26 protein-coding genes are annotated in these 25,519 nt (G+C 64.4%); 15 read left to right on the top strand and 11 right to left on the bottom strand.

The window, feature by feature from the left end; all coding sequences use genetic code 11:
• Nucleotides 1-9 precede the first annotated feature (9 nt).
• The 3 genes from BRA1253DRAFT_RS32865 to BRA1253DRAFT_RS32855 are packed head-to-tail and all read left to right on the top strand — an operon-like array spanning nt 10 to nt 2,721.
• Entirely contained in the window at nt 10-693 is a 684-nt protein-coding gene (locus BRA1253DRAFT_RS32865; RefSeq protein WP_007601467.1) for a cysteine hydrolase family protein, read from the top strand.
• The gene (locus BRA1253DRAFT_RS32860; protein WP_007601466.1) at nt 690-2,222 is read left to right on the top strand and encodes an ABC transporter ATP-binding protein; all 1,533 of its coding nucleotides are present in this window, start codon (nt 690-692) and stop codon (nt 2,220-2,222) included. The genes BRA1253DRAFT_RS32865 and BRA1253DRAFT_RS32860 overlap by 4 nt, the downstream gene beginning before the upstream one ends.
• Nucleotides 2,223-2,235: 13 nt before the next feature.
• Nucleotides 2,236-2,721 carry a nucleoside deaminase gene (locus tag BRA1253DRAFT_RS32855; RefSeq protein ID WP_007601465.1) on the top strand — a complete coding sequence of 162 codons (486 nt, stop codon included), beginning with the start codon at nt 2,236-2,238 and terminating at the stop codon, nt 2,719-2,721.
• Nucleotides 2,722-2,848: 127 nt separating this feature from the next.
• On the opposite strand, the gene BRA1253DRAFT_RS32850 is transcribed toward BRA1253DRAFT_RS32855, so the two are convergent.
• Nucleotides 2,849-3,958 (bottom strand): hypothetical protein, encoded by a 1,110-nt coding sequence (locus tag BRA1253DRAFT_RS32850; protein ID WP_007601464.1) that lies wholly within the window; start codon nt 3,956-3,958, stop codon nt 2,849-2,851.
• A gap of 571 nt (nt 3,959-4,529) precedes the next feature.
• Between BRA1253DRAFT_RS32850 and BRA1253DRAFT_RS32845 the strand changes: the two genes are divergently transcribed.
• From BRA1253DRAFT_RS32845 to BRA1253DRAFT_RS32830, 4 genes are all read left to right on the top strand, one after another.
• Entirely contained in the window at nt 4,530-6,101 is a 1,572-nt protein-coding gene (locus tag BRA1253DRAFT_RS32845) for an ABC transporter ATP-binding protein (protein ID WP_088941196.1), read from the top strand.
• The gene (locus BRA1253DRAFT_RS32840; RefSeq protein WP_007601462.1) at nt 6,085-7,176 is read left to right on the top strand and encodes an ABC transporter permease; all 1,092 of its coding nucleotides are present in this window, start codon (nt 6,085-6,087) and stop codon (nt 7,174-7,176) included. Before BRA1253DRAFT_RS32845 ends, BRA1253DRAFT_RS32840 begins: the two co-directional genes overlap by 17 nt.
• Entirely contained in the window at nt 7,163-8,080 is a 918-nt protein-coding gene (locus BRA1253DRAFT_RS32835) for an ABC transporter permease (protein ID WP_007601460.1), read from the top strand. The genes BRA1253DRAFT_RS32840 and BRA1253DRAFT_RS32835 overlap by 14 nt, the downstream gene beginning before the upstream one ends.
• 78 nt (nt 8,081-8,158) lie before the next feature.
• Nucleotides 8,159-9,235 carry a BMP family ABC transporter substrate-binding protein gene (locus BRA1253DRAFT_RS32830; RefSeq protein WP_007601459.1) on the top strand — a complete coding sequence of 359 codons (1,077 nt, stop codon included), beginning with the start codon at nt 8,159-8,161 and terminating at the stop codon, nt 9,233-9,235.
• Nucleotides 9,236-9,347: 112 nt separating this feature from the next.
• On the opposite strand, the gene BRA1253DRAFT_RS32825 is transcribed toward BRA1253DRAFT_RS32830, so the two are convergent.
• Nucleotides 9,348-10,697 carry an 8-oxoguanine deaminase gene (locus BRA1253DRAFT_RS32825; protein ID WP_007601457.1) on the bottom strand — a complete coding sequence of 450 codons (1,350 nt, stop codon included), beginning with the start codon at nt 10,695-10,697 and terminating at the stop codon, nt 9,348-9,350.
• 153 nt (nt 10,698-10,850) lie between these two features.
• On the opposite strand from BRA1253DRAFT_RS32825, the gene BRA1253DRAFT_RS32820 reads away from it, so the two are divergent.
• Genes BRA1253DRAFT_RS32820 through BRA1253DRAFT_RS32810 form a run of 3 tightly spaced genes read left to right on the top strand, consistent with a single transcriptional unit; the run spans nt 10,851 to nt 15,818 of the window.
• A complete protein-coding gene (locus tag BRA1253DRAFT_RS32820) occupies nt 10,851-11,678 on the top strand; it encodes an FAD binding domain-containing protein (protein WP_007601454.1) in 828 nt (275 codons plus the stop codon).
• A complete protein-coding gene (locus BRA1253DRAFT_RS32815) occupies nt 11,675-14,398 on the top strand; it encodes a molybdopterin-dependent oxidoreductase (RefSeq protein WP_007601452.1) in 2,724 nt (907 codons plus the stop codon). Before BRA1253DRAFT_RS32820 ends, BRA1253DRAFT_RS32815 begins: the two co-directional genes overlap by 4 nt.
• Before the next feature lie 22 nt (nt 14,399-14,420).
• Nucleotides 14,421-15,818, top strand: a complete 1,398-nt coding sequence (locus BRA1253DRAFT_RS32810; RefSeq protein WP_007601451.1) for a nucleobase:cation symporter-2 family protein — start codon at nt 14,421-14,423, stop codon at nt 15,816-15,818.
• On the opposite strand, the gene uraD is transcribed toward BRA1253DRAFT_RS32810, so the two are convergent.
• The 4 genes from uraD to BRA1253DRAFT_RS32790 all read right to left on the bottom strand — a co-directional run bounded on the left by uraD (nt 15,815) and on the right by BRA1253DRAFT_RS32790 (nt 18,425).
• On the bottom strand, nt 15,815-16,702 hold the full coding sequence (gene uraD, locus BRA1253DRAFT_RS32805; RefSeq protein WP_007601450.1) for a 2-oxo-4-hydroxy-4-carboxy-5-ureidoimidazoline decarboxylase: 888 nt from the start codon (nt 16,700-16,702) through the stop codon (nt 15,815-15,817). The two genes, BRA1253DRAFT_RS32810 and uraD, sit on opposite strands and share 4 nt — an antisense overlap.
• A 5-nt stretch (nt 16,703-16,707) precedes the next feature.
• Nucleotides 16,708-17,643, bottom strand: coding sequence for an allantoinase PuuE (gene puuE / locus BRA1253DRAFT_RS32800; RefSeq protein WP_007601449.1), 936 nt, complete (start codon nt 17,641-17,643; stop codon nt 16,708-16,710).
• The gene (locus BRA1253DRAFT_RS32795) at nt 17,644-18,057 is read right to left on the bottom strand and encodes a DUF3830 family protein (RefSeq protein ID WP_007601448.1); all 414 of its coding nucleotides are present in this window, start codon (nt 18,055-18,057) and stop codon (nt 17,644-17,646) included.
• 89 nt (nt 18,058-18,146) lie between these two features.
• Nucleotides 18,147-18,425 carry a hypothetical protein gene (locus BRA1253DRAFT_RS32790; RefSeq protein WP_007601447.1) on the bottom strand — a complete coding sequence of 93 codons (279 nt, stop codon included), beginning with the start codon at nt 18,423-18,425 and terminating at the stop codon, nt 18,147-18,149.
• 222 nt (nt 18,426-18,647) lie between these two features.
• Here BRA1253DRAFT_RS32790 and BRA1253DRAFT_RS32785 point away from each other — a divergent pair, with 222 nt between their 5' ends.
• A complete protein-coding gene (locus BRA1253DRAFT_RS32785) occupies nt 18,648-18,866 on the top strand; it encodes a hypothetical protein (RefSeq protein ID WP_007601445.1) in 219 nt (72 codons plus the stop codon).
• Here the strand turns inward: BRA1253DRAFT_RS32785 and BRA1253DRAFT_RS44725 are convergent.
• Nucleotides 18,827-19,096 carry a hypothetical protein gene (locus BRA1253DRAFT_RS44725; RefSeq protein ID WP_007601443.1) on the bottom strand — a complete coding sequence of 90 codons (270 nt, stop codon included), beginning with the start codon at nt 19,094-19,096 and terminating at the stop codon, nt 18,827-18,829. The genes BRA1253DRAFT_RS32785 and BRA1253DRAFT_RS44725 overlap by 40 nt on opposite strands.
• A gap of 697 nt (nt 19,097-19,793) precedes the next feature.
• Nucleotides 19,794-20,183, bottom strand: a complete 390-nt coding sequence (locus tag BRA1253DRAFT_RS32780) for a hypothetical protein (RefSeq protein WP_007601441.1) — start codon at nt 20,181-20,183, stop codon at nt 19,794-19,796.
• A 288-nt stretch (nt 20,184-20,471) separates the two neighbouring features.
• Between BRA1253DRAFT_RS32780 and BRA1253DRAFT_RS32775 the strand changes: the two genes are divergently transcribed.
• Nucleotides 20,472-20,729, top strand: a complete 258-nt coding sequence (locus BRA1253DRAFT_RS32775) for a DUF2798 domain-containing protein (protein WP_007601439.1) — start codon at nt 20,472-20,474, stop codon at nt 20,727-20,729.
• 50 nt (nt 20,730-20,779) lie between these two features.
• Here the strand turns inward: BRA1253DRAFT_RS32775 and BRA1253DRAFT_RS32770 are convergent, their stop codons facing one another.
• The 3 genes from BRA1253DRAFT_RS32770 to BRA1253DRAFT_RS32760 all read right to left on the bottom strand — a co-directional run bounded on the left by BRA1253DRAFT_RS32770 (nt 20,780) and on the right by BRA1253DRAFT_RS32760 (nt 24,018).
• Complete coding sequence (locus BRA1253DRAFT_RS32770) at nt 20,780-22,567, bottom strand: chloride channel protein (protein WP_007601437.1); 1,788 nt, start codon at nt 22,565-22,567, stop codon at nt 20,780-20,782.
• Between the two features lie 12 nt (nt 22,568-22,579).
• Nucleotides 22,580-23,233 carry an L-fuculose-phosphate aldolase gene (locus tag BRA1253DRAFT_RS32765; RefSeq protein ID WP_007601436.1) on the bottom strand — a complete coding sequence of 218 codons (654 nt, stop codon included), beginning with the start codon at nt 23,231-23,233 and terminating at the stop codon, nt 22,580-22,582.
• A gap of 158 nt (nt 23,234-23,391) precedes the next feature.
• Nucleotides 23,392-24,018: a MarC family protein gene (locus tag BRA1253DRAFT_RS32760; RefSeq protein WP_007601435.1), complete on the bottom strand. Its 627-nt coding sequence runs from the start codon at nt 24,016-24,018 to the stop codon at nt 23,392-23,394.
• A gap of 89 nt (nt 24,019-24,107) precedes the next feature.
• Here BRA1253DRAFT_RS32760 and BRA1253DRAFT_RS32755 point away from each other — a divergent pair, with 89 nt between their 5' ends.
• From BRA1253DRAFT_RS32755 to BRA1253DRAFT_RS32745, 3 genes are all read left to right on the top strand, one after another.
• Complete coding sequence (locus tag BRA1253DRAFT_RS32755) at nt 24,108-24,314, top strand: hypothetical protein (RefSeq protein ID WP_007601434.1); 207 nt, start codon at nt 24,108-24,110, stop codon at nt 24,312-24,314.
• Between the two features lie 100 nt (nt 24,315-24,414).
• Nucleotides 24,415-24,981: a ferritin-like domain-containing protein gene (locus BRA1253DRAFT_RS32750; protein WP_007601433.1), complete on the top strand. Its 567-nt coding sequence runs from the start codon at nt 24,415-24,417 to the stop codon at nt 24,979-24,981.
• 154 nt (nt 24,982-25,135) lie between these two features.
• Nucleotides 25,136-25,519 carry an Hsp20/alpha crystallin family protein gene (locus BRA1253DRAFT_RS32745; RefSeq protein ID WP_007601432.1) on the top strand — a complete coding sequence of 128 codons (384 nt, stop codon included), beginning with the start codon at nt 25,136-25,138 and terminating at the stop codon, nt 25,517-25,519.

The following is a 25,519-nucleotide window of genomic DNA, read 5'->3' as shown; positions in this document are numbered from 1 at the left end:
AGCGAAATCATGCCCGAGCGCACCATCAAGTCCGAGCCCTATGCTTGGCCCTATAACGGCGATCTGCGCCCCGAGAACACCGCGCTCATCATCATCGACATGCAGACAGATTTCTGCGGCGTCGGCGGCTATGTCGACAAGATGGGCTATGACCTGTCCCTAACGCGGGCGCCGATCGAGCCGATCAAGAAACTGCTCGCGGCAATGCGGAGCCAAGGCTTTCACATCATCCATACCCGCGAAGGCCACCGCCCCGATCTCTCGGATTTGCCCGCCAACAAGCGCTGGCGTTCCCGGCAGATCGGCGCCGGCATCGGCGATCCCGGCCCCTGTGGCCGCATCCTGGTGCGCGGAGAGGCCGGGTGGGACATCATCCCGGAGCTCGCGCCGCTGCCCGGCGAACCGATCATCGACAAGCCCGGCAAGGGCTCGTTCTGCGCCACCGACCTGGAGCTGATCCTGCGCGTGCGCGGCATCGAGAACATCGTTTTGACTGGCATCACCACCGACGTCTGCGTTCACACCACCATGCGTGAGGCGAACGACCGCGGCTTCGAATGCGTGCTGTTGCACGATTGCTGCGGCGCGACCGACAGGAGCAATCACGAGCACGCACTGAAGATGATCAAGATGCAGGGCGGCGTATTCGGTGCGGTCTCGACCTCCGACGCCTTCATCGGAGCGATTTCGTGATCGTCGGCGAAACGCCACCGCCATCAGGCGCCTTCGGCGTCGACGCGATCGCCATGACCATGCGCTTCGGTGATTTCGTGGCGCTGGACAATATCGCGCTGAAAGTGCGGCCGGGTTCGTTCCATGCGCTGCTCGGGGAGAACGGCGCCGGCAAGTCGACCCTCGTCAAATGCATCATGGGTTACTATCACGCCACCGAGGGCGACATCCTCGTCGGGGGCCGCGAGCAGGCGATCGGCAATCCGAAGGACGCCCACGCCCTCGGCCTCGGCATGGTCTACCAGCATTTCACCCTGGTGCCGGCGATGACGGTCGCCGAAAATCTGGTGCTGGCGCGCGATGACGTGCCGGCCGTCGTGAACTGGCCGAAAGAGATGAAGGAGCTCGAGGCCTTTCTCGCGCGCATGCCGTTCAAGGTCCCGCTCAGCGCAAAAGTCTCCGACATCTCCGCGGGCGAACGGCAGAAGTGCGAGATCCTCAAGCAGCTCTACCTGAGGCGTCGCTTCCTGATCCTGGACGAGCCGACTTCGGTGCTGACCCCGGCGGAAGCCGACGAGGTGCTCGGCATGCTCCGCGACATGGTCGTCAAGGGCGAGCTGACCATCCTGATGATCACGCACAAATTCCGCGAGGTCATGGCCTTCGCCGACGACGTCACGATCCTGCGCCGCGGCAAGCTCGCCGGCGCCGGCAAGGTTTCCGAACTGACGCCGGACGCGATGGCGCGCACCATGATCGGCGCCGAGGAGCTGACGGTGCAGCCGCCGCGCACCGGTGAGGCCGGCAAGGCGAGGCTGGAGCTGACGAAGATGCGCGCGCTCGACGACGCCGGCGCCATCGCCGTGCATGACGTCTCCCTCACGGTCCGTGCCGGCGAGATCGTCGGCATCGCCGGCGTCTCCGGCAACGGCCAGCGCCAGCTCGTCGAGGTGCTGGCCGGGCAGCGCGCAGCCGAGAGCGGCGAGATCCGTGTCGCCGGCGATCCCTATCACGCCAGCCGCGAGGAGATGCGGCGGCACAATATGTCACTCCTGCCGGAGGAGCCACTGAAGAACGCCTGTGTCGGCGGCATGAGTGTCGCCGACAACATCGCCTTCCGCGAGTTCGACCGCGCGCCCTTCGCAAGCGGCGGCTGGTGGCTCAACCGCGGCGCCTTCCGCGTCGACGCCGGGAAGAAGATCGCCCAGTACAAGATCAAGACCCGCACGCCTGACACGCCGATCTCGGCATTGTCGGGCGGCAATGTCCAGCGCGCCGTGCTGGCCCGCGAGCTCGGCGGCGACGTCGAGGTGCTGATCGCAGCCAATCCCTGTTTCGGGCTCGATTTCGCAGCGGTGGCGCAAATCCATGCCGAGATCATGGCCGCGCGTAACCGCGGCGCCGCGGTGCTGTTGGTCAGCGAGGACCTCGACGAACTCCTTGAACTCTCCGATCGGCTGGTGGTGATGTTCCACGGCGAATTCGTGTATGAAGCACGGACCAGCGAAGCCGATCTGACCGTTGTCGGCCGGCATATGGCGGGGCATTGACCAGGGAAGAGCGATGAGCGGCGGGTCCGAGCGCGACGAGCACTTCCTCCGCCTTTCGTTTGCGGTCGCCCGCCGTTCCCTCACCCACGGCAATCATCCCTTCGGTTGCATCGTCGTCGATGCTGAAGGCAAGATGCTGATCGAGGCCGAGAACGGCTACATGCCGGATCACGACGGCACCGCGCATGCCGAGCGCCTCGCCGCCACGCAGGCCTGCCGCACGCTCGGACGCGAGGTGTTGGCGAAGGCCACGCTCTATTCCTCCGCCGAGCCCTGCGCGATGTGCGCCGGCGCGATCTACTGGGCCGGCATCGGTCGTGTCGTCTATGGGCTCAGCGAGCACCGCCTGCGCGGCATCACCGGCGATCATCCGGAGAACCCGACGCTCGACCTGCCCTGTCGCGAGGTCTTTGCCAGTGGCCAGCGGCCGACAGAGGTTGCGGGGCCGCTGCTCGAAGACGAGGCCGAAGCGCTGCACGATGGCGTGTGGACGAAGTAGCAAACACCAATTCAATTTCGTAGAGCGCGCCGACGGCTCATCCCCTACGTTCCTACCCACAAACGAAGATGACGCCGCGGAGGTTTGACGCGGCGCCATCGTCGTTCACCTGAAGCGTGTCAGGTGGCTAGAACTTCACAGTGACACCGGAGTAGAGCGAGGACTCGGTGCAGGAGCCGGTGCTCACCCTCGCGCCACCGGCCAGGGTGGTGCAGGCCACGGCGTTGTTGTGATCGAGGCCGAACTTGTTCTGCCAATAGCGGTAGGCGACCCAGACGTCCACGAAGTGCGAGTACTTCTCACCCCAAACCGCCTTCGAAGCATCGAGGGTCAGGCGGATCGGCTCGGAGTTGAACTCGACCTTGGTGGGATAGACGCCGTTGGCGACGCTGGCGGGAAGCGGCTCAGTGTCGGTGCCCTTCTTGCCGTACCACGCCGCGCGGCCGCTGATCGAGAAATACTGCATGTTCTGCGGCAGGAAGCCGAGGTCCATATAGTAGTTGGTTTCGATCGCCCAGGTCGGCTTGAACGACGTGTTGCCGTCGGCAATACACGGAGCGGACCAACCGGCGCCGCACTGCGAGAAGGAGTTGTGGTTGGCGAACTCCCAGTACACGAGCGGCGCGACGTTGAAGTAGCCCTTATAGGGAAGATCGAAGGCGAACTGCAGACCGGCGACGACGTCGCGCTTGGCGGCGCCGAAATACCGGTTCTCCGTGTTGGCATCCATGCCAACCTCGAACGAGATGTTATGCAGCGGGCCCTGCGTGAAGGCCTTGGTGTTGAAGATCTCGTTCCAGCCGAAGGTCGAGCGGAAAAGGCCGTAGATTTCTGTCGCGCCGGCACAGCTCGTCGGCGTCGCTGCGAAGCCCGCAGCCGGCGAAACGACCACGCCTGTGGCGGTACACGGGCCTGCCGGATCGTTGTGATCCGACTTGAACATCGAGATGGTGAAGAAATTGGTGCCGTAGGTCCAGGCATCGAAGTGGGTGAAGGAGTAGACCTGCTTCGTCGTCTTGGCGTTGATCACGCCGTTGGTGTTGGTGAACGCACCGGGCTGCGAGGCATTGAAGATATAGGAGAAGGTGACGCGGTCGTCGATCACCAGGAAGAACGGAAGGTCGGCCGCTTTCTTGGCAGCCTTGACCGGCAGATCCGCCGCCTGCGCCAGGCCACTGGTAGCAACCGTAGCAAGTGACAGCGCGCCTGCTGCAATTGCCTTGAAACGAAACGACATCCTGAATACCCCCAAGTTTGGACACGTAAAAATGAACGTCCCTTGGGTGCGACACTTGCGCCGATCTCCCGGAGTGAGAAGCCTCAACTTGTTTCAAGGTATGCCGCTTGTTTGCACAGGGCGCTGCGTTTCACCGGCGGATTTGGAAGGCCAAAGTCACCGCCACGCCGTCGGGCGAGAGTGGCCATTGCCGGATATTCCCATTTGATTTCGCTCGCCTTTTCATGTCGGCCGGACAATGCAGACAAGATGGGCGGGAGCCACTGTCGAGGTGTTCGCAAATGCATACGCTCGATGGCGCGTCTCTGCTCAACTTCACGCCAAGCCTGCATAGCGGGTTCCGATTTGGCTTGAGCCGTCACAAATTTGCAACAGGCGTTACACGCAAGCCGTGACTGCCAAGGCTGCTCGGAAGGTATCCGAGGACGATCGCCACTGGCGAGAGCCGCGACTCGCCGACACCTCGTGCTGCCGAAGCGTTGAGCAAGGGATGACGCTTTTTCACACCTTACGCGGCGGTTCAAACTAGCTCAGTATTGAGGCACTTCTCCCCATGCAAGCGCATCAGCGAATGTTGGACTCAACGACTAACGGCCTGCATTCCGGCGAGTCCCCGCTCCTCAGGACGATCGGGCTTACCAAGCGCTATGGGGATTTCCTCGCCAACGACGCCATCGACATCGATATCTGGCCAACGGAAATCCACGCGCTGCTGGGCGAGAACGGTGCCGGCAAGTCGACGCTGGTCAAGGCGATTTACGGGCTGATCCAGCCCAGCGCCGGCCAGATTTGTTGGCAGGGCCAGCCGATCGTGCTGTCCGGTCCCTCGGAGGCGCGCAGCCGCGGCATCGGCATGGTGTTCCAGCATTTCTCGTTGTTCGACAATCTCACCGTCGCCGAGAACGTTGCGCTCGGCCTCGACGGGAAAGAATCTTTCAAGGACATGTCGGCGCGGCTTGAGCAGGTGTCGAAGACTTATGGTCTGCCGCTCGATCCTAAACGCGAGGTCTGGCAATTGTCGGTCGGCGAGCGCCAGCGCATCGAGATCGTCCGCGCGCTGATGCAGGATCCGCAATTCCTGATCCTTGACGAGCCCACCGCGGTGCTGACGCCACAGGAAGCCGACCAGCTCTTCGTCGTGCTGGAGCGGCTCAAGGCCGAAGGTCGCGCCATCCTCTATATCAGCCACAAGCTCGAGGAGGTGAAGCGCCTGTGCGACACGGCAACGATCCTGCGCGGCGGCAAGAAGGTGGAGACCTGCAATCCCAGGCTTGAGACCGCCGCTTCGCTCGCGCGCATGATGGTCGGCGGCGAGATCAAGGAGGTGAAGGCGGCCGCCGGCCGGCAGACCACAGTGCCGCGCCTCGTCGTCGACGATCTCTCGCTCGCCCCCGGCGAGGCGCATGGCGTGCGGCTCGAGCACATCTCGTTCGAGCTGAAAGGCGGCGAGATCCTCGGCATCGCCGGGGTCGCCGGCAACGGCCAGGACGAACTGTTCGCCGCGCTGTCCGGCGAACGCCTGTCGAAGGATCCCGGCACGATCGTGATCGAAGGCCTTGCTGCCGGCCATCTCTCGATCACGCAGCGCCGCAAGCTCGGCGCGGCTTTCGTTCCCGAGGAGCGGCTCGGCCACGGCACCGCGCCGCGCATGAAACTTTCGGAGAATGCGCTGCTCACCGGGCACGCCGCCAGCGGCATGGTCCATCACGGCTTCATCGATACTGCGGCCACCCTGAAGACGGTCGACCGCGCAACCGAGACCTTCGACGTCCGCAAGGCCAAGCGCGATCCGGAAGCAGCATCCCTCTCCGGCGGCAATTTGCAAAAATTCATCGTGGGACGCGAGATCCTGCGCAATCCCGCGGTACTGGTGGTGAGCCAGCCGACCTGGGGCGTCGACGCCGGTGCGGCCGCCGTCATCCGCCAAGCGCTGCTTGATCTCGCAACCGCAGGCGCTGCCGTGCTCGTGACCAGCCAGGACCTCGACGAACTCGCGGAAATCGCCGACCGCATCGCGGTGATGTTCCATGGCCATCTGTCCGCACCGCTCGCCACCAGCGAGGCGACGCGCGAAAAACTCGGCCTGTTGATGGGCGGCAGCACGCTGGAGCCGAAGGAGGCCGCGCATGCAGTTGGTGCTTGAGAAGCGCGCCGAGCGCTCCAACACGATCGCGCTGATCTCTCCGCTGATCGCGATCGGCCTCACGATCGTGACCATGGTCATCCTGTTCGCTATCCTTGGCAAGAATCCGCTGCTCGCGCTGCACGCGTATTTCATCGCGCCTTTGACCGACAGCTATTCGCTCCAGGAAATCGCGGTGAAGGCGACACCGCTGGTGATGATCGCGATCGGGCTGTCGCTCTGCTATCTCGCCAATGCCTGGAACATCGGCGCCGAAGGGCAGTTCCTGATCGGCGCGGTCGCCGGAAGCTGGATTGCGGTGAAGACGCAGGGCACCGACGCTGGCATCTGGGTGCTGCCGGTCATGCTGGTGCTCGCCGCTGCCGCAGGCGCGCTCTACGCGCTGATCCCGGCAATCTGCAAGGTGAAGTTCGGCGCCAGCGAGATCCTGACCAGCCTGATGCTGGTCTATGTCGCCGATCTCTTCCTCGACTATCTCGTGCGCGGCCCCTGGCGCGATCCGCACGGTTTCAACTTCCCGACCACCGCCGAGTTCGATCCGGTCGCAACGGTGCCGCTGCTGATCGAAGGCGGCCGGCTGCATCTTGGCTCCATCATCGCCCTTCTTGTCGTCGCGGCGGTGGCGATCCTGCTCGGGCGAACGATCAAGGGATTCGAGATTCGCGTGGTCGGTGCGGCGCCCCGCGCCGCGCGGTTCGGCGGCTTCAATTCCAACCAGTTGGTCATCCTGACCTTCGCCGTCTCGGGCGCGCTGGCGGGTCTCGCCGGCATCATCGAGGTCGCGGGTCCGGTCGGGCATCTCCAGCCCGGCATCTCGCCGGGTTACGGTTTTACGGCGATCATCGTCGCCTTTCTCGGCCGGCTGAACCCGCTTGGAATATTAATTGCAGGCCTTTTTCTCGCGTTGACCTTTATCGGCGGCGAGCAGGCGCAGATCGCGATGAAGATCCCGTTGGACGTCACCAAAGTTTTTCAAGGCATCCTGCTGTTCTACGTGCTCGCCTGCGATTCCCTCATTCTCTACCGCTTCAAGCTGGTTTTCCCGAACCGACAGGTGGCTCGTGGAACTCATTGAAGCCATCGTCCTCGCGGTGCTCGCCGCCTCGACGCCGCTCCTGATCGCGGCGACCGGCGAGCTCGTGACCGAACGATCCGGCGTGCTCAATCTCGGCGTCGAGGGCATGATGATCGTCGGCGCCGCGTGTGGCTTTGCAGGTGCTTGGCTGACCGGCTCGATCTTTATTGGCGCACTGTTCGGGATCGTCGCTGGCACCTTGATGTCACTGGTCTTCGCGCTGATGGCGCTCGGGCTTGCGGTCAACCAGGTTGCGACAGGGCTGGCGCTGACCATCCTGGGCGTCGGACTCTCCGGCCTGATCGGCGCCGGTTTCGTCGGCGAGCGCATCACGCCGGCGCTGCATCTCAACATTCCCGGCCTCACGGATATTCCGCTGGTCGGCCGCGTGTTGTTCGGCGAGGACGCCTTCGTCTATTTCTCGCTGGCGCTGGTCGCCGGCGTCTGGTGGTTCCTGTACCGCACGCGGCCAGGATTGATCCTGCGCTCCTGCGGCGACAACCACGTGTCTGCGCATGCACTCGGCTACCCCGTGCTGCGCATCCGCACCTTCGCCGTGATGTTCGGCGGCGCCTGCGCCGGACTTGCCGGCGCTTATCTGCCGCTCGCCTATACGCCGTTCTTCATTCCGGGCATGACCGCAGGCCGCGGCTGGATCGCGCTGGCGCTGGTGGTGTTCTCGTCCTGGCGTCCGGGCCGCCTCGTGGTCGGCGCGTATCTATTCGGCGCGGTGACGATCCTGCAGCTGCACGCGCAGGGCTGGGGCGTCGGCATTCCCTCGCAGTTGATGTCGGCGCTGCCTTACCTTGCGACTGTCATCGTCCTGGTCCTGCTCTCCCGCGCGCGCACGGGCGGATCCACCGCACCGGCTGCGCTTGGCACCGTGTTCGTGCCTGACCGCTAGCGTTTCATTTCCGGGGCGGGCGCGATGGGGCGCGCACGTTGCGGATCGTGGCTTTCCCCTGATGTTTGGAGATTGATGATGAGGAAATCACTTCTTGCGCTGACTGCCGGGCTCTTGCTTGCCGGGAGCGTCAGTGCAGCCTCCGCCGCCGACAAGCTGAAAGTCGGATTTATCTACCTCGGCCCGGTCGGTGACCTCGGCTGGACCTATCAGCATGAGCTGGCACGCCAGGCCCTGGTGAAGGAGCTCGGCGACAAGATCGAGACCACTTTTCTCGAAAACGTGCCTGAGGGCCCCGACGCCGAACGCTCCATCGAGCAGCTCGTCCGCGCCGGCAACAAGCTGATCTTCACCACCTCGTTCGGCTACATGGATCCGACGCTGAAGGTCGCGAAGAAATATCCGAACGTGCATTTCGAGCACGCGACCGGATACAAGCGCAACCCGAACATGTCGACCTATTCGGCCAAATGGTTCCAGGGCCGCTACATCCAGGGCCTGATCGCGGCCAAGATGTCGAAGTCCGGCGTGCTCGGCTATATCGGCTCGTTCCCAATTCCCGAGGTCGTCTCCGGCATCAACGCGACGATCCTCGCCGCGCAGACCATCAACCCGAACATCAAGGTCAAGATCATCTGGGCCAACACCTGGTTCGACCCGGGCAAGGAGGCCGACGCCGCCAAGGCGCTGATCGACCAGGGCGCGGATGTGATCATGCAGCACACGGATTCGCCCGCGGCAATGCAGATCGCCAGCGAACGCGGCAAGCTCGCCTTCGGCCAGGATTCCGAGATGATCAAGTTCGGGCCGAAGACCCAGCTGACCTCGATCCTCGATACCTGGGGTCCCTACTACATCGCCCGGGTCAAGGCCGAGCTCGACGGAACCTGGAAATCCGAGGACAGCTGGGGCGGCCTCGACAGCCACATGTTCGCGATGGCACCTTACACCAACATGCCTGACGACGTGAAGAAGATCGCCGAGGATGCCCAGGCCGCGATCACCGCGGGCAAGCTGCATCCGTTCAAGTGCCCGGTCCTTGGGCAGGACGGCAAGCCTGTCGAGTGCAAGGGCGGCGCCAATCTCGACGACGGCCAGATCCTCGGCATGAATTTCTATGTCAAAGGCATCGACGACAAGCTGCCGGGCAAGTAGCACGCTTCTTGCTTTGCCTAAATCACCTGCTCCTCCCGGAGGAGGTTTGGAGGGGGTGGCCAGAAGCACCCGGCACTTGTGGTCGCCCCCTCTTTCTATCTTCGCCTGGACGTTATCTGGCCTGCATGGCCCGCGCCGCCGAACTGTGGCGGTGGATGAGGTCTGCCACATCGAGGCCGGGGATCGCGCCGTCGATAACGGCCCATTTCCCTGCCACCATCACCCGATCGGCCCGATGCGCCCCGCACAGGACGACCGCGGCCAGGGGATCGCCATGGCCGGAGAAGCGTAGCTCGTCGAGCCTGAACAGCGCGAGATCGGCCGCCTTGCCGACGGCGATCTCACCGAGTTCCGGTCGACCGACGCAGGCCGCCGAGCCCTTGGTGGCCCAGCGCAGCGCATCCTTATGACTGACCTTCGTCACCCCGTAGCGCGCCCGCTGTAGCAGGAACGCAGCCCGGACCTCCTGCATCAGGTTCGATCCATCGTTCGAGGCCGAGCCATCGATGCCGATGCCGATGCCCACACCGGCCTCCTCCATTTCGCAGACGGGGCAGCAGCCGGAGGCCAGAAGCTGGTTGCTGCAGGCGCAATGACTGATCGTCGTCTTCGCCTTGCCGAGCCGCTTCATCTCGTCTGCATTGAAGAAGATGCCATGGGCGAGCCACGTCCGCGCATTGAGCCAGCCGCATTGTTCGAGATAGTCGAGCGGACGGCAGCCATACATCTCCTGGCAGAATTTGTTCTCGTCCTCGGTCTCGGCCAGATGGGTATGCAGGCGCACATCGAGCTTGTCTGCGAGATCGGCGGTGGCGCGCATCAGGGACGTCGTCACCGAGAACGGCGAGCAAGGTGCGAGCGCGATCTGCACCATCGCATCCGCGCCGCGCTGGTGGTGCCTGGCGACCACACGCGCGCTGTCGGCGAGGATGGTGTCCTCATCCTGCACGACGCTATCGGGCGGCAGACCGCCGTCGCGCTGCGACAGGTTCATCGAGCCGCGCGTGAGCAGCACGCGCACGCCGAGCCGCCTGGCCACCGCCACCTCGATATCGACGGCGTCTTCGAGCCCCGCCGGAAAAACATAGTGATGATCCGTCGTGGTGGTGCAGCCCGACAGCAACAGTTCGGACATCGCCACGGTGACGCCGAGCTCGAGAGCTTCAGCCGTCAGCTTCGCCCACACCGGATAGAGCGCCTGGAGCCAGGGAAACAGCTCGCGGTCCATCGCCGCCGGCAGCGCCCGCGTCAGCGTCTGGTAGAAATGGTGATGGGTGTTGATGAGGCCCGGCAGCACGACGTGGTCGCCAGCATCGAACACCGCGACGTCAGCGGTTGCAGGCGCAGCGCCGGCCGGCACCAGCTCGACGATCCGGCCGCCTCTCACCACGATCCCGCGCTCGGCGCCATCGGCGAGGATAGCCAGGGGATCCCTGATCCAGATCGGCTTTGCGTCGCTCATCAACCTGCTCCTCCTCACATCCGCCGACGACAGACCTGCAAGGCAGGGGCCGGCCTGATTGCACTTTTGCTGCGACTTGTTGTTGCGACTTGGCGCTCGTCTTGCAAGACTTTCTCCTGGTTCGATTCACTCGTTGGAAGCGTTGGCGTCGCCATGGACTTGAATACCATCACAGCGGTGGCCCATCCGCAAACGCGCGCGCAGCTGCCCGTTTGGACGCCAGGTGATGCTTGGCTCGCGGGCGGCACCTGGCTGTTCTCGGAGCCGCAAGTTCACCTGACTCGGCTCATCGATCTCACCGACCTGAAATGGCCGGCGCTGACGGTCACCGAGAGCCATCTCAGCATCGCAGCCACCTGCACCGTCGCGCAGCTCGATGGATTCGCCTGCCCACCCGACTGGTTCGCGGCACCGCTGATCAACCAGTGCTGCCGCGCCTTCCTGGCTTCGTTCAAGATCTGGAAGACGGCGACCGTCGGCGGCAATCTCTGCATGTCGCTTCCGGCGGGACCGATGATCTCGCTCACCGCTGCGTTGGACGGCGTCTGCACGATCTGGAAGGCCGGCGGCGGCGAACAGATGATGCCTGTCATCGATTTCGTCATCGGCGACCAACACAACCGTCTGGCGCCGGGGGACCTGCTCCGGCAGATCGATATTCCGATCGCCGCGTTGAAACGTCGTACGGCCTTCCGCCAGATCTCGCTGGCGCCGGTCGGCCGCTCGGCGGCGCTCCTGATCGGCAGTCTGGATGCCGATGGCACGCTGACGCTCACGGTCACCGCCTCGACGGTGCGGCCGATCCGGTTGTCCTTTCGCGAGGTCCCCGACACGAAAGCGCTTCGCGATTCCATCGCGCAGCAGATCACGGACGATCTCTACCATACCGACATCCACGGTAAGCCGCTCTGGCGCAAGCACATGACACTGCGGCTCGCCGAAGAGATCCACGACGAACTCCTCGGAGCACCGCCGGCATGAGCTTCGAGGTTAATGGCACGACGTTTCCACAGGAGCCGCGCGCCGGCCAGTGCCTGCGCACGTTCCTGCGCGAGCTCGGCCATTTCGGCGTGAAGAAGGGCTGCGACGCCGGCGATTGCGGCGCCTGCACCGTGCTGCTGGACGGCGAGCCGGTGCATAGCTGTCTGATCCCGGCGTTCCGCGCCGACGGGCGCGCGGTCACGACGATCGAAGGCCTCGGCGGTGACAGCGGCGCGCATCCGATGCAGCAGGCTTTCCTCGATGCGCAGGGCTTTCAATGCGGCTTTTGCACCGCCGGCATGATCCTGACCTGCGCCTCGCTGAACCAGGCGCAGCGCACCGATCTCGGCGTCGCGCTGAAGGGCAATATCTGCCGCTGCACCGGCTATCGCGCGATCGAGGACGCGCTGCTCGGCAAGACCAATGTCGAGGCGGGCGTCGAAGCCGGCGCCGCATTCGGCCGCAGCCTGCCGGCGCCAGCTGGCCCCGATGTCGTGCGCGGCAAGGCGCGCTACACGTTCGACACGCAGATCGACGGCCTGCTGCATATCAAGCTGCTCCGTTCGCCGCACGCCCACGCGAGGATCGTCGCGATCGACAAGTCGGAAGCGCTGAGCGTTCCCGGCGTGCACGCGGTACTGACGCATGAGGATGCGCCAACCACTCTGATGTCGACCGCGCGGCATGAGAAGGACTGGATGGATCCCGAGGATACCCGTGTTCTCGACGACATCGTCCGCTTCATCGGCCAGAAGGTCGCCGCCGTGGTCGCAGACAGCGAAGCCGCGGCCGAGGACGCATGCCGCCGGCTGAAGGTCAGTTACGAGATTTTGCCCGCGCTGGTCGATCCGGAGCAGGCGATGGCGCCCGGCGCGCCCGTCATTCATCCCGATCGCACCACCGCGAACCGCATCGCCTATGCCCAGCGCAACATCGCTGCGGAGACGCATGGCGAATTCGGCGACGTGGCGGCTGCGCTCGCGACATCCGCCGCCACCTTCGATGGCACCTTCCATAGTCACCGTGTGCAGCATGCCGCTTTGGAAACCCATGGCGGCCTCGCCTGGCTCGATGCTTCCGGCGTGCTCAATGTCCGCACCTCGACGCAGGTGCCGTTCCTGACCCGACGCGCGCTGTCTGATATCTTCGAACTTCCCATGGACAAGGTCCGCGTCTTCTGCGAGCGCGTCGGCGGCGGCTTTGGTGGCAAGCAGGAGATGTTCGTCGAAGACATTCTGGCGCTCGCCGCGCTCAAGACCGGACGGCCGGTGAAGCTGGAGCTCACCCGCGAGGAGCAGTTCATCGCAACCTCGACGCGGCATCCGATGCGGGTCCACGTCAGGGCCGGTGCCAACGCGAACGGCAAGCTCACGGCGCTCCAGCTCGACGTGCTCTCCAACACCGGCGCCTACGGCAATCACGCCGGCCCAGTGATGTTCCACTCGCTGGCCGAATCCATCAGCGTCTACAATTGCCCGAACAAGCGGGTCGACGGCTACGCGGTCTACACCAATACGGTGCCGGCAGGCGCGTTTCGCGGTTATGGTCTGCCGCAAACACTCATCGCGGTCGAGGCCGCGATCGACGAATTGGCCAAGCAGCTCGGCATCAACCCTTACGAGATGCGCCGGCGCAACGTCGTCAAGCCCGGCGATCCCATGGTGTCGCCGCCGCCGTCGGAATTTCACGATGTGCACTACGGCTCCTACGGACTCGACCAGTGCCTCGACCTCGTCGAGCGCGCGATGCAGGCTGATGGTCCACAGCCGGACCTATCGCCGGAGTGGCTGATCGGCGACGGCGTCGCGCTGACCATGATCGACACGGTGCCCCCGGCGGGCCATCTCGCGGATGCGATGGTCACGCTCAACGACGACGCCAGCTTCGATCTCACCGTTGGCACCGCCGAATTCGGCAACGGCACCAGCACCGTGCACCGGCAGATCGCGGCAACCACGCTTGCGACCACCGTCGACCGCATTCGCCTGCGCCAATCCGACACCGCCCATGGCGGCCACGACACCGGCGCCTATGGCAGCGCCGGCATGTTCGTGGCAGGCAAGGCGACGCATGCCGCAGCCATGCAGCTTGCGACCGAGCTGAAGGCGGCCGCCGCCGGCGCATGGCTCTGCGACGTCGGCAGTTGCACGCTCGAGAGCGAAGCCGTCGTCAGTGGCGTGCGGCGCATGTCCTTTGTGGAGCTGGCAAGGCTCGCGCGCGAACGCGGACAGCCGTTCGCAGGCGCCGGCAATTCCGGCGGCACGCCGCGTTCGGTCGGCTTCAACGTGCAGGGTTTTCGCGTCGCCGTGAACAAGGCCACTGGCGAGCTCCGGATTCTCAGGAGCGTGCATGCAGCGGACGCCGGCGTCGTCGCCAATCCCATGCAGTGCCGTGGCCAGGTCGAAGGCGGTGTTGCGCAGGCGCTCGGTGCCGCGCTCTACGAGGAGATGGTGATCGATGCGGATGGCCGCGTCGCCAACCCCAAATTCCGCGACTACCACCTGCCCTCCTTCGCCGATGTGCCCCGCACCGAGGTCTTCTTCGCCGAGACCTCCGACACGATCGGCCCGCTGGGGGCGAAGTCGATGAGCGAGAGTCCGTACAATCCGGTCGCCGCCGCTCTCGGCAACGCGATTGCCGATGCCACCGGCATCCGCTTCACTGCGCCGCCCTTCAAGCCGGACCGGCTGTTTCCGGCGCTGCACGATAAGTTTGGATAGGCATATTTCGGGGGATTAATCCATGAGCAGCGAAGTCCATCCCGTCGACGAGGTCCTGCCGGTCCCGCGCCTGCTGGCGCTCGGGCTTCAGCATGTGCTGGTGATGTATGCCGGCGCGGTCGCGGTGCCCCTGATCATCGGGCGCGCGCTGAAGCTGCCGCCGGAGGATGTCGCCTTCCTGATCAGCGCCGACCTGTTCGCCTGCGGACTTGCGACGCTAGTGCAATGCCTCGGTCTTCCCGGTGTCGGCATCCGCCTGCCTGTGATGATGGGCGTGACGTTCGCATCCGTCGGTCCGATGCTGTCGATGGCGGCTTCACCTGAGATCGGCCTGCTCGGCATCTACGGTTCAGTGATCGCCGCCGGCCTGTTCGGCATCGTCGCGGCGCCGTTCGTCAGCCGGCTGCTACCGCTGTTCCCGCCCGTCGTCACCGGCAGCATCATTCTCGTCATCGGCATCTCCCTGATGCGGGTCGGCATCAACTGGGCCGGCGGCGGCCTGCCGACGCTGACGAAGGTGGTCGACGGCGTCGCCGGCAGCTTTCCCAATCCGGCCTACGGACAGTTGCAGGGGCTCGGCATCTCGCTGTTCGTGCTGCTGTTCATTCTCGGCTTGATCAAATGGGGCACCGGCTTCCTCGCCAACGTCGCCGTGCTGCTTGGCATCATCGCCGGCGCCGTGCTCGCGACCATTCTGGGCGTGATGCATTTCGACAAGGTCGCTGCGGCCTCCTGGGGCGCGCTCGTGATCCCGTTCCGCTTCGGCATGCCGCAATTCCATCTGGTGCCTGTCATCACGATGTGCGTCGTCATGATCGTGGTGATGATCGAATCACTCGGCATGTTCCTGGCGCTCGGCGACATCACCGGCAAGACGGTCGACCGCGAAGCCCTGAGCCGAGGCCTGCGCGCCGACGGCGTCGGCACGCTGCTCGGCGGCATCTTCAACACCTTCCCGTACACGTCGTTCTCGCAGAATGTCGGTCTCGTCTCGGTCACCGGCGTGCGTTCGCGCTGGGTGACGGTCACGGGCGGATGCATCATGCTCGTGCTCGGCCTGTTGCCGAAGCTCGCCGCATTGGTCGAGGCCGTGCCGCTGGTCGTGCTCGGCGGCGCCGGCCTCGTGATGTTCGGCATGGTCGCGGCGACAGGCGCACGTATCCTCACCTCGGTCGACTTCCGCACCAATCGCTACAATCTCTTCATCGTCGCGATCTCGATCGGCTTCGGCCTGATCCCGCTCGCCGCACCCGGCTTCTTCAGGAATTTGCCGCATGATCTGCAGCCGCTGCTGGAGTCCGGCATCCTGCTGTGTGCAATCGTCTCGGTGCTGCTCAACGCCTTCTTCAACGGGTTGAGCGGCGGCGCAGCGGCGGAAGCGGATGCAGCAGCGGTCGCCTCATCCGCGCAACATGTTTAACTGCCGCGATAGGTCGAATAGCTCCATGGCGTGACCAGCAGCGGCACGTGGTAGTGGCTTTCCGGCTCGCTGATCGCAAAGCGTAGCGGGATCTCGTCGAGGAACGGCGGGTCGGAAAGCTGCACGTTGCGCTCGGCGTAATATTTGGCCACGCTAAACCGGAGCTCGTAGCGGCCGATCGGCAGCGGGCGGCCGCCGATCAGCGGCTGGTCGGTGCGGCCGTCTGCGTTGGTGACGGTGCGCGCGATGACGCGGCTTTCCCCGAGCGCGGCGAGCTCGACCAGCTCGACCGCAACACCCGGCGCGGGCTTGCCGGCGTGATTGTCCAGTACATGGGTCGAAAGCCGGCCGTGCACCTTGAGCTTGTCATCGGCGATGACGAGCTGATCGAGACGCAGAGCAGCGATACGAGAGATTTCCTCAAGCGCGCGGCGTGTCTCGGTCTTGGCGATGTTCTGCAGCCGCGCCTCGAAGTCCCGCAGGATGGAATCCCTGGTATGCCGGCGCGCGCAGACGATATAGGGGATACCAAATTTTTCGCGATATGCATTGTTCGCACGCTCGAAGGCCGCGTATTCGGCGTCCGACAGACGGTCGAGGCCGGCGCTATTCTGCTCGGCACTCGAGTCAGGCGTGAGTCCCGCTGCGCGCTGAGTCTTGTTGGCAAGGTCGGGGTGCGCACGTATCAGCGCCAGTTGCACCTCGGGCTCAGCGCTCGCGATCGCCGCCTTGATCGCGTCGAGCAGTGGATTGATGCCGGCAAACGGACGGCGCGCCGCGGCTTCTTGGGCAATCCAAGGCGAGTACTCGACCACGTTTTCAAGTACTGCGACGAAATCGTCGAAGCTCGCGACATTGAGATCGGACAGCGGTATCTGCGACATCGCCCTCACCCGATCTCGAATGCGTCGCCCGCAAGGTGCGCGAGCTTGTCGTGCCAATGCTGTGCGATCTGCAACCGCGTCGGCACCCAGACGCGCTTGTGCTTGCCGATGTAGTCGAGGAAGCGGATCAGCCCCGCCGCGCGGCCGGGACGTCCGGCCAGACGGCAGTGCAGGCCGACGGACATCATCTTCGGCGCGCTCTCGCCTTCGGCGTAGAGCACGTCGAAGGCGTCCTTCAGATAGGTGTAGAACTGCTCGCCTTCGGCAAAGCCCTGCGGATTGATGAACCGCATGTCGTTGGCGTCGAGCGTGTAGGGAATGACGAGCTGCTTGCCGCTCGCGCCCCTGACCCAATAGGGCAGATCGTCGGCATAGGAATCGCTGAGATAGAGGAAGCCGCCCTCCTCCATCACCAAACGGTTGGTGTTGATCGAGGAGCGTCCGGTGTACCAGCCGAGGGGCCGCGAGCCGGTCGCTGCGGTGTGGACGCGGATCGCTTCCGCGATCTCCGCGCGCTCCTGCGCCTCGGTCATGTCCTTGTGCTCGATCCACTTCAGGCTGTGGCTGGCGATGTCCCAGCCCGCCTCCTTCATGGCAGCAACGATTTCCGGATTGCGGTTCAGCGCTGTGGCGACGCCGAACACGGTGGTCGGCCACTTCCGTTGGCTGAATATCCGCCACAGCCGCCAGAAGCCGGCGCGCGAGCCATATTCGAACATCGATTCGATATTGGCGTGGCGCTGGCCGGGCCAAGGCTGTGCGCCGAGCACGTCGGACAGGAACGCTTCCGAGGCAGGGTCGCCATGCAGGATGTTGTTTTCGCTGCCCTCCTCGAAATTAACGACGAACTGCACCGCGACCCGCGCGTTGCCGGGCCATTGCGGGTGCGGCGGGTTGCGGCCGTAACCGCGGAGATCGCGCGGGTAGCGGGTACCAGTCACTCAGACTTCCTCGAAGCGGATCGGCAGCGCGCCCTTCCACAGCACGCTCTTGCCGAGCGTCGCCAGATTCTCCAGGCCGGACGTCAAGGTGATGAAATGGTTGCCGGCGAGCTGGCCCATCTTGCTCGCGAAGTGCACGCCGCCATAGGCCATCAGGATCTCGGTCTCGCTGATGCCGCCGGGATAGAGGATGATCTGGCCGGGCGCGGGATAGCTGGTGTGGTTCTCGTAGCCGACTCCGAAATCGAGGTCGCCGAGCGGCATCCACACGCCCTCGCCGCTCCAGCGCACGTGGATGATGTGGCTTTCGAACGGCAGCGCCTTGCGGAACGCGGCGACAGTCTTGGGCGCCGCTTGCTCCTCGAAACGGGCATCGAAGGTGAAGTCGCCGGCGCGGATCACGAGTTTGGTCATCTCATCTCTCTGGATCGGGGGCGGTGGCCCCACGGGGAATTTTCAGGCAAAGAGCACTCCGTCGGGCTTCGCGCAAGGGGCGCGGCCGGTTACCTGCGGTCGTAGGACCAGCCGAAAACGCCGCTCCGCCGCGTCTCGGGCTCCGGCTCGGCGGCGGGCTGCGGCGCCTCCCTCAGTTCCGCCTGCGGCGGCGGAGGCGGCACCGGCAAATTCTCGCATTTCATGGAGTAGACCAGCTTGCCGTCCGCGGTCCGTCCGATCGGCGCGCAGGGGTCCGGATGCGCCGCCGAGGTTTTTGGGGTCAGCTTGACCTGCGCCACGGCCGGCGAGGCGATCAGCAGAAGGACCAGCAGATATTTCGACATCATTGTCGCCCAGAAACCAGATTTGGCCCATTGAACCGGATTGCGCAGGTCAAGTCCATCGGGGCTACGGGCGCGATTGCCGAATATTTAGCCGAGGCTAGAAAATTGGCTCGCCCCAATGTGATCTCGCGAGCGCTGATATCGGCTGGGCGCATCGCCATGTCAGCCGCGACGGCGACCACACAAACATCTCACAGCCGGGCGCCGTTACGGGAGAAAGTAACAATGCAAAAGACCTTTATCATTCTCGGCGCGACGCTGATTGCCGCCGCCACCGTCCAGACTGCCGCGGCGAACGACCGCCGTCATGTCCGCAGGGCGCAACCCCATCCCATCACCCAGTCGGTGCGCGACTCCAACGCCGCGCTGTGGCCGTCGCAGCCGACCGAGCCCGACTGGTCGCGCTATTCCAACGGCGCGATGTCTGCACCAGCGGGACGGTGATGCGGGAAGCCTAGCGCGATCAAGCGAAACTGCCTCCACGTCGTCATTGCGAGGAGCTCTTGCGACGAAGCAATCCAGACATTTTCCACGGATGCATTTCTGGATTGCTTCGCTGCGCTCGCAATGACGGAGTATGACGCGGTAACGCGACGCTTCCAGCTCGCATTTTTGAATTGCAGACACAGCTTCGCAGCCTCGCGGCTGATCTCGCCCGAGCTTTGCTTGGTCATTCCACCCTCTTGTCCAAGAGGGCGCAGGGAAGGCCGGGTGCTGGCTGGCACCCGCGGTCCGCTGCGCGAAAAGCACACGCAGGAAAACCGCACAGCAGCATACAGGTGTAGCCAATCACTCGGCCTTCCCTGCGCGATGGTTGGACGGCTTATGCCGTGCTCTCCCGGGAGCCGAGTTCGTTCTGGCCTCCCTCACCCCAGCGAAATTCACCGACACCACGCCGGTTGACGCAGATGCCGCATTCGCTAGGACTTGACCGTAGCAACGACGGCCAGGACCACACGGTTTTGCCGTACGCACGGCCCGCCATTTCACCACCGGTTTCGACGACGTTGTGCACGTTGCCGCCGACCTGATGACGAGACGAAGCCTAGCAGCGCCGCTCGTCGGAACGAAGCCTTGGGTTCACGGAGAGCAATCCGCCCTGCCCTTGGCCACTCGCACCCGAACGCTGCCGCGTCCACCGCAAGCCCACCTCGCGAACATGACGACCACAAGATCGCCCCTCAAGGATGAGCCGGGATGGCCGATACATACGCCAAAACCGAATTTCGGTAAAGTGGAATATTTTTTCAAGAGAGGATTGACGCACCCGCGACACAGGTCGCGCAATGAGACGCCTCGCGCAGAAGCAACAAGGGGCGGTGCAAAACACCGCCCCTTGGCGCGAAACGAGACTGCGGCGAGGACAGGCGCCTAATACGGCTGATAATAGCCACGCGGACCATAGTAGGGACCGCCGCCGTAATATCCCTGGCCGCCGTAGTAAGGACCGGGGCCGTAATTATAGCGGTCCTCGTAGTACTCTTGGCGCCTGCTCTCTGCGATCGCGCCGCCGATCAGACCTGCCGCCACGCCCATGAAGGCGAGGCCTGCAGCGTTCGGACCTCGTCGATAGTAGCGGTGGCGGCGAGCGGCGCTGAAATCGGTGGCAGCCGGAGCGGCCGGGCCCGCGGCAGCGGCCTTGCTGGGTGCGGGCGAGTTGGCAGCCGAAGGCGTGACAGAGGCCGCAATCAGAACAAGACTTGCGAAAGCTGCCAACGCAACGTTGCGGCCGGCTGCAGAAATCATCGGTCCCTTATTCATCTTGACCTTCCCTGTTCTCGCTCAAAGCGACATCATCAAACAAGATTTAATGCGCAAGCTACTGAAATGGTTTCGTGATCGCGGCAATCTGCCACGCTTTGAACGATTGTAAACCGAACGACCAGATCCAGCTTGAACCATCCAACATGAGCGGATAATGAACAGCCGCACCGTTTTTCGGTCGCCGTAAGCGTTTTACGTGAACCAACGCATCAACCGACGCCGTCGGGATCGATGCCATTCTTGGGTTCACCGTGACTGACGCGTCCTATTCCAAAGAGAAACCAGATGATTGCGGTTCGCAAACTGCCGGCGCGCTATGCGCCGATCGTGATGCCATTTGTGCTGTCCGTCCTCATGACGGCCGTGGTGTCGATCATTTCCACCCTTCGAAGCCTCGGCGCAACGCCGGCGTTCCTCGCGACCTGGCCGGGCGCCTGGGCGCTGTCATGGCTCGTCGCCTTTCCGACGCTGCTGATGGTGCTGCCGCTGGTCCGCCGGATCGTGGCGGGCGTCGTTGCGGCTCCCGCCCAACCGAGCCGATAGCAGGCGCGGACGGCGGCGCGTGACGCACGCCGTCCCGCTTCCGCGTGACTTTACGACAGCGCCCCCAGCACGCCGCGCGTTGCCTTGTCGATCTCCTCGACATAGCGGCGGCGGGCGAAGGTCTCGGTGAGGAAGCCGACCACTTTGCGGCTGTCGGTGGAATCGACGACTGCCAGCATCTCGGCTTCCGCCTCGTCGAACACCGCCATGGCCGACTTCACGTTCATTTCGGGGATCAGCACGATCTCGGTCAGGCGCGCGAGCTCGATCACCTGGATTTCGTCGGCGATGGTGTCGAGATCGCCGGAGAACAGGTCGGGCAGCAGGACGAGACCGACATATTCGTCCGCATTGTTGACGATGACGATCCCGGGCCGCGAGCCCAGCGCGAATTCGCGGCGGACCGCGGCGATCGTCGTGGTCGACGGCACCTTGCCGACATCGGAGCGCATCAGCCGCTCGACGGTGAGGTTGCGCAGCCAGCCGACGTCGTTGGCGCTACGAATGGTCTCGCCGCGCAGATGCAGGCGCCAGGTCGAGAAGGAGTGTCCGAACATGAAGCGGACGCAGATCGAGGTGACGATGCAGCCGGCGAGCACCACGGCGGTGACGTCGACGTTGCGGGTCATCTCGAGCACGAGGAACGACATGGTCAAGGGACCGCCGACGATGGCGACGCCGAGCGTCGCCATGCCCGTGAGCATCGCGACCAGCGGATCGATCACGAAGTTCGGGCTGATCAAGAGCAGCACCGCCGAAAAGAACTTTCCGATCAGGCTGCCGACGAACAGCGAGGCAAAGAACAGCCCGCCGCGGAAGCCGGAGGCTAGCGAGATCAGGCAGGCCGTCACCTTCAAGGCGATGATCAGCGCGATCAGGCCGATCGTCATGTCGTGAAAGAGATCGAGCACCATCGCGCCGTGGCCGGCCGCCAGCACCTGCGGCGTGACAATCGCAAAGCCTCCGACGATGAGGCCGCCGATCACCGGGCGCAGCCAGACCGGCAGCCATTTGAACAGGCGCTCGAACATCGAGGACGAGCGCATCACGGCGATGCCGACGCCGCTGGTGACGAGCGCGAGCCCGATCAGCGCCAGATATTGCTCGACGCCGACGGCGCTGACCTTGGGTATTTCGAGCGAGTATGGCGCGCCGCCGAGCCATTGCGCGGTCAGTGCACCCGCGAGCGAGGCGGCGAGGATTGGCGCAGCGCTGCCGACCGAATAGACGCCGACGATCAGCTCGCAGGCGTAGAAGGCGCCGGTGATCGGCGCACCGAAGGCGGCCGCGATCGCCGCAGCGGCACCGCAGCCGACGATCAGGCGCAGATCGTTGCGGCGCAGATTGAAGAACTTGCCGAGCAGCGAGGCGATGCCCGAGCCGATCTGGGTATAGCCGGCTTCGAGGCCGACGGAGGCGCCGCAGCCGTTCGAGATCAAGGTCTGGCTCGACACAACCACGCTGTCGCGCATCGACAGATTGCCGCCACGCAGCGCGTTCGCCTCGATCGGATCGACCGCGCTGGAGAGCTTGAGCCTTCGCCGCCACCACTCCATGATCCCGAGCGCCAATCCGCCCAGCGCGGGCGCGATCAACGCGGCCCAGGGACTGACGCTGGTATTGGCGGACAGGCGAACGTCGATGGGAATGCCGTAGATCACCATATGGGCAATCTGCGCAATCTCGGCCATCAGCGTCACGATGGCGCCGGCGAGCGTGCCGATCACCAGCGCCAGCGGGATCAGATAGAATTCGTTGCTGCGCAGCAGCGCCCGCAGCCGAACCATGACGCGGTTCGTCCCCTTGCGGTCGGCGAGATGTCTGATCCGCAGGAACACTTTTGGCCCGCCCTACCCTTCCGACATGCCGTAACCGGACATGCGCTGGCGGACCCGCTCGATCTCGGCACTCGACAGCAGCGGCGGCTCTCCGATCTGGAGACAGCCGTGATATTGCCGCGCCAGCGTCTCGACCTCGACGGCGAGCCACATCGCCTTGTCCAACGACTTGCCGATCGCGATCATGCCGTGATGGTCGAGCAGGCAGGCAAGCCGGCCCTCCAGCGCCCGCACTGCATGTTCGGACAGCTCCGCCGTTCCGAAGGTGGCATAGGGCGCGCAGCGGATGCTGTCGCCGCCGGCGGCTGCGATCATGTAGTGCACGGGCGGGATCTCCAGGCCCATGATCGCCAGGATGGTGCAATAGGTCGGATGGGCGTGGACGACGGCGTTGACGTCTGGCCGGGCCTTCAGGATGTCGAGGTGGAAGCGCCACTCGCTTGACGGCTTCTGATCGGGCGCGTGCGAGCCGTCCATCGCCATGAACACGATCTGGTCCGGCGTCATGGCGTCGTAGGGCACGCTGGTCGGGGTGACCAGAAGCCCGTCCACATGCCGGACGCTGATATTGCCCGAGGTGCCCTGGTTGATGCCGAGCGCGTTCATGCGGCGGCAGGCGCCGATGATGGCCTGTCTCTTGTCGAGCTCGTCCGCTGTCATCGACATCTCGATTTCCTGACGATGGGCGCCTGTCAGACGGGGAGTACGTCAAGCATTATGGCAGCGCAAGAGAAAGCGGACCGGATCGCGCGCGATCGCGCCAGCCGCCTCATGGCATCATGAAATAAACATGAAAATCAACGCATTAACAGATTGTCGCAGCTCTACGGCAAGCTCGCCCGGACGGCCGCGATGCCGTTGATCACGAACTGCACCGAATAGGCCGCGAGCAGCATGCCGAGCACGCGCGAGAGGACGGCGTTGCCGGTGCGCCCAAGGCTCCGCGCGATCATGTTCGCGGAGACAAAGCAGAGCATGCAAAGCAGGCACACGGAGAGCACGACCGCGATGATGATCGCGAGCCTCGGCCCGTAGCCGGCATCGCCCGTCAGGAGCAGCGTGGTCGCGATCGCGCCAGGACCGGCCATCATCGGGATCGCCAGCGGGAATACCGCGACGTCGGAGGCATGCTCGGAGCTTGCCTTGTCGGCCTCGCGGGCCTCGCGATGCGGACGGTCGCCGAAGATCATCTGGTAGGACACGCCGAACAGCAGCAGTCCGCCGGCGATCTGGAAGGCGGGGATGCCGATCCCGAGCTGGCGCAGCAGCCAGTTTCCAATCAGGGCGATCACCACCAGGATCGACGCCGCAATCAGTGGCGCGCGCAGCGCGATGGTGCGTTTGGTCTTGTCGGGCATGCCTCCGGTCGCGGCGAGGAAGGCCGGCGCAAGGCCCACGGGATCGACCACGAGCAGCAGCGTCACGAACGCAGACAAGGTGAAGTCGATCATGTCTCGGTGGGCTCCCTGGACGCAGGAACGATGGCTGGCGGACTGACTTAGCCCGGCAGAACCGCTTTGAAAATCACCGGAGATGCACAATGAGCGACAGTGGAATTGGAATGTTGCTGGGTCACCTTTCGGGCAACCTGCTCTGGCTCTGGTTCATCGGAGCCTTCGTGCTCGGTGCGGTCCTGGTCTACGGCGTGGCGAAGGCGGGGCGCCTGCGGCGCCGCGAGCGCGCACAGCTCGACCGCAACACCGAGGCGCGGCAGCGGCAGGAAGATCCCTACAAGCGTCCGACCTGAGCGCAGGTTGCCGTTTGGAACTTTCGTTCTCCGAAAGCTTTTGATCGCCTGAGGATTGCGGAAGGCGATGCCTTCGCGTGTCACCTCAAGAGGAGGATGTATGGCCAAGAAAGCAAAGAAGCGCACGACCAAGAAATCGTCGACGGGCCGCGCCCGTCAGGCGCCGAAGATGTTGAGCGACCTGTTTCTCGAGACGCTCAAGGACATCTATTTCGCCGAGAACAAGATCATCAAGACCTTGCCCAAGATGGCCAAGGCCGCCAACTCGAAGGAGCTCGCGGCGGCTTTCAACAAGCATCTGCGCGAGACCCAGGGCCAGGTCAAACGTCTCGACCAGATCTTCAAGATGCTGGGCAAGCCGGCCCGCGGCAAGCCTTGCGAAGCGATCAACGGCATCACCGACGAAGGCGCCGAGATCATGAAGGAGTTCAAGAACGCTCCTGCGCTCGACGCCGGCCTGCTCGCAGCCGCGCAGGCGGTCGAGCATTACGAAATCTCCCGCTACGGCACGCTGCGCACCTGGGCCGAGGAGCTCGGCATGCAGGACGCGGCAAAGCTGCTGCAGGCGACGCTGGACGAGGAAGAGGCGACCGATCACACCCTGACCGAGCTCGCCACCTCCGTGATCAACCTCGAGGCGGAAGAGGAATACCGCCAGGCGGCCTGAGCCCCACGTGGCGTGACGACGAAACGCCGCGGCCGGAAGGCCGCGGCGCTTGTGTTTTCGGATCGCACGATCCGCATGGCACCTGCGCGCCGCCGGGCTGGAATTCTCGGGAACCGGCCCCATATTCAGCGTTCCCCACCGCCGAGCCCGCATCATGCAACCCAAAAATCCCCTCGACTGGATGCTGTCCGAAGCCCTGGACTCGCTGACCCGCGCCGAACGGCTGCGCCAGCAGTTCGGCCGCCAGGAAGCGTGCTGGGAGCCACCGATCGACGTGCTCGAAACCGAGCATGAGCTTCTGATCTTGGTCGCGCTTCCGGGTGTCAATCCCGACAATGTCGAGACTGTCATCCATGACGGCGTGCTCGTCATCTCCGGCCAGCGCACCCTTCCGCCGGAGCTTCGCAACGCCCGCATCCACCGGCTCGAACTGCCGCAGGGGCGTTTTGAGCGCCGCATTGCATTGCCCGTTGGCCGCTACGCCATCAGCCGCTTCGTGATGGACGGCTGCGTCGCGCTGCGCCTCGCCAAATCCTGA

The sequence above is a fragment of the Bradyrhizobium sp. WSM1253 genome, from assembly GCF_000244935.1.
GTDB classification, from domain to species: Bacteria; Pseudomonadota; Alphaproteobacteria; order Rhizobiales; family Xanthobacteraceae; genus Bradyrhizobium; species Bradyrhizobium canariense.
The sequence above is the reverse complement of the archived record's forward strand: the minus strand, read 5'-3'. Positions and strand labels throughout refer to the sequence as shown.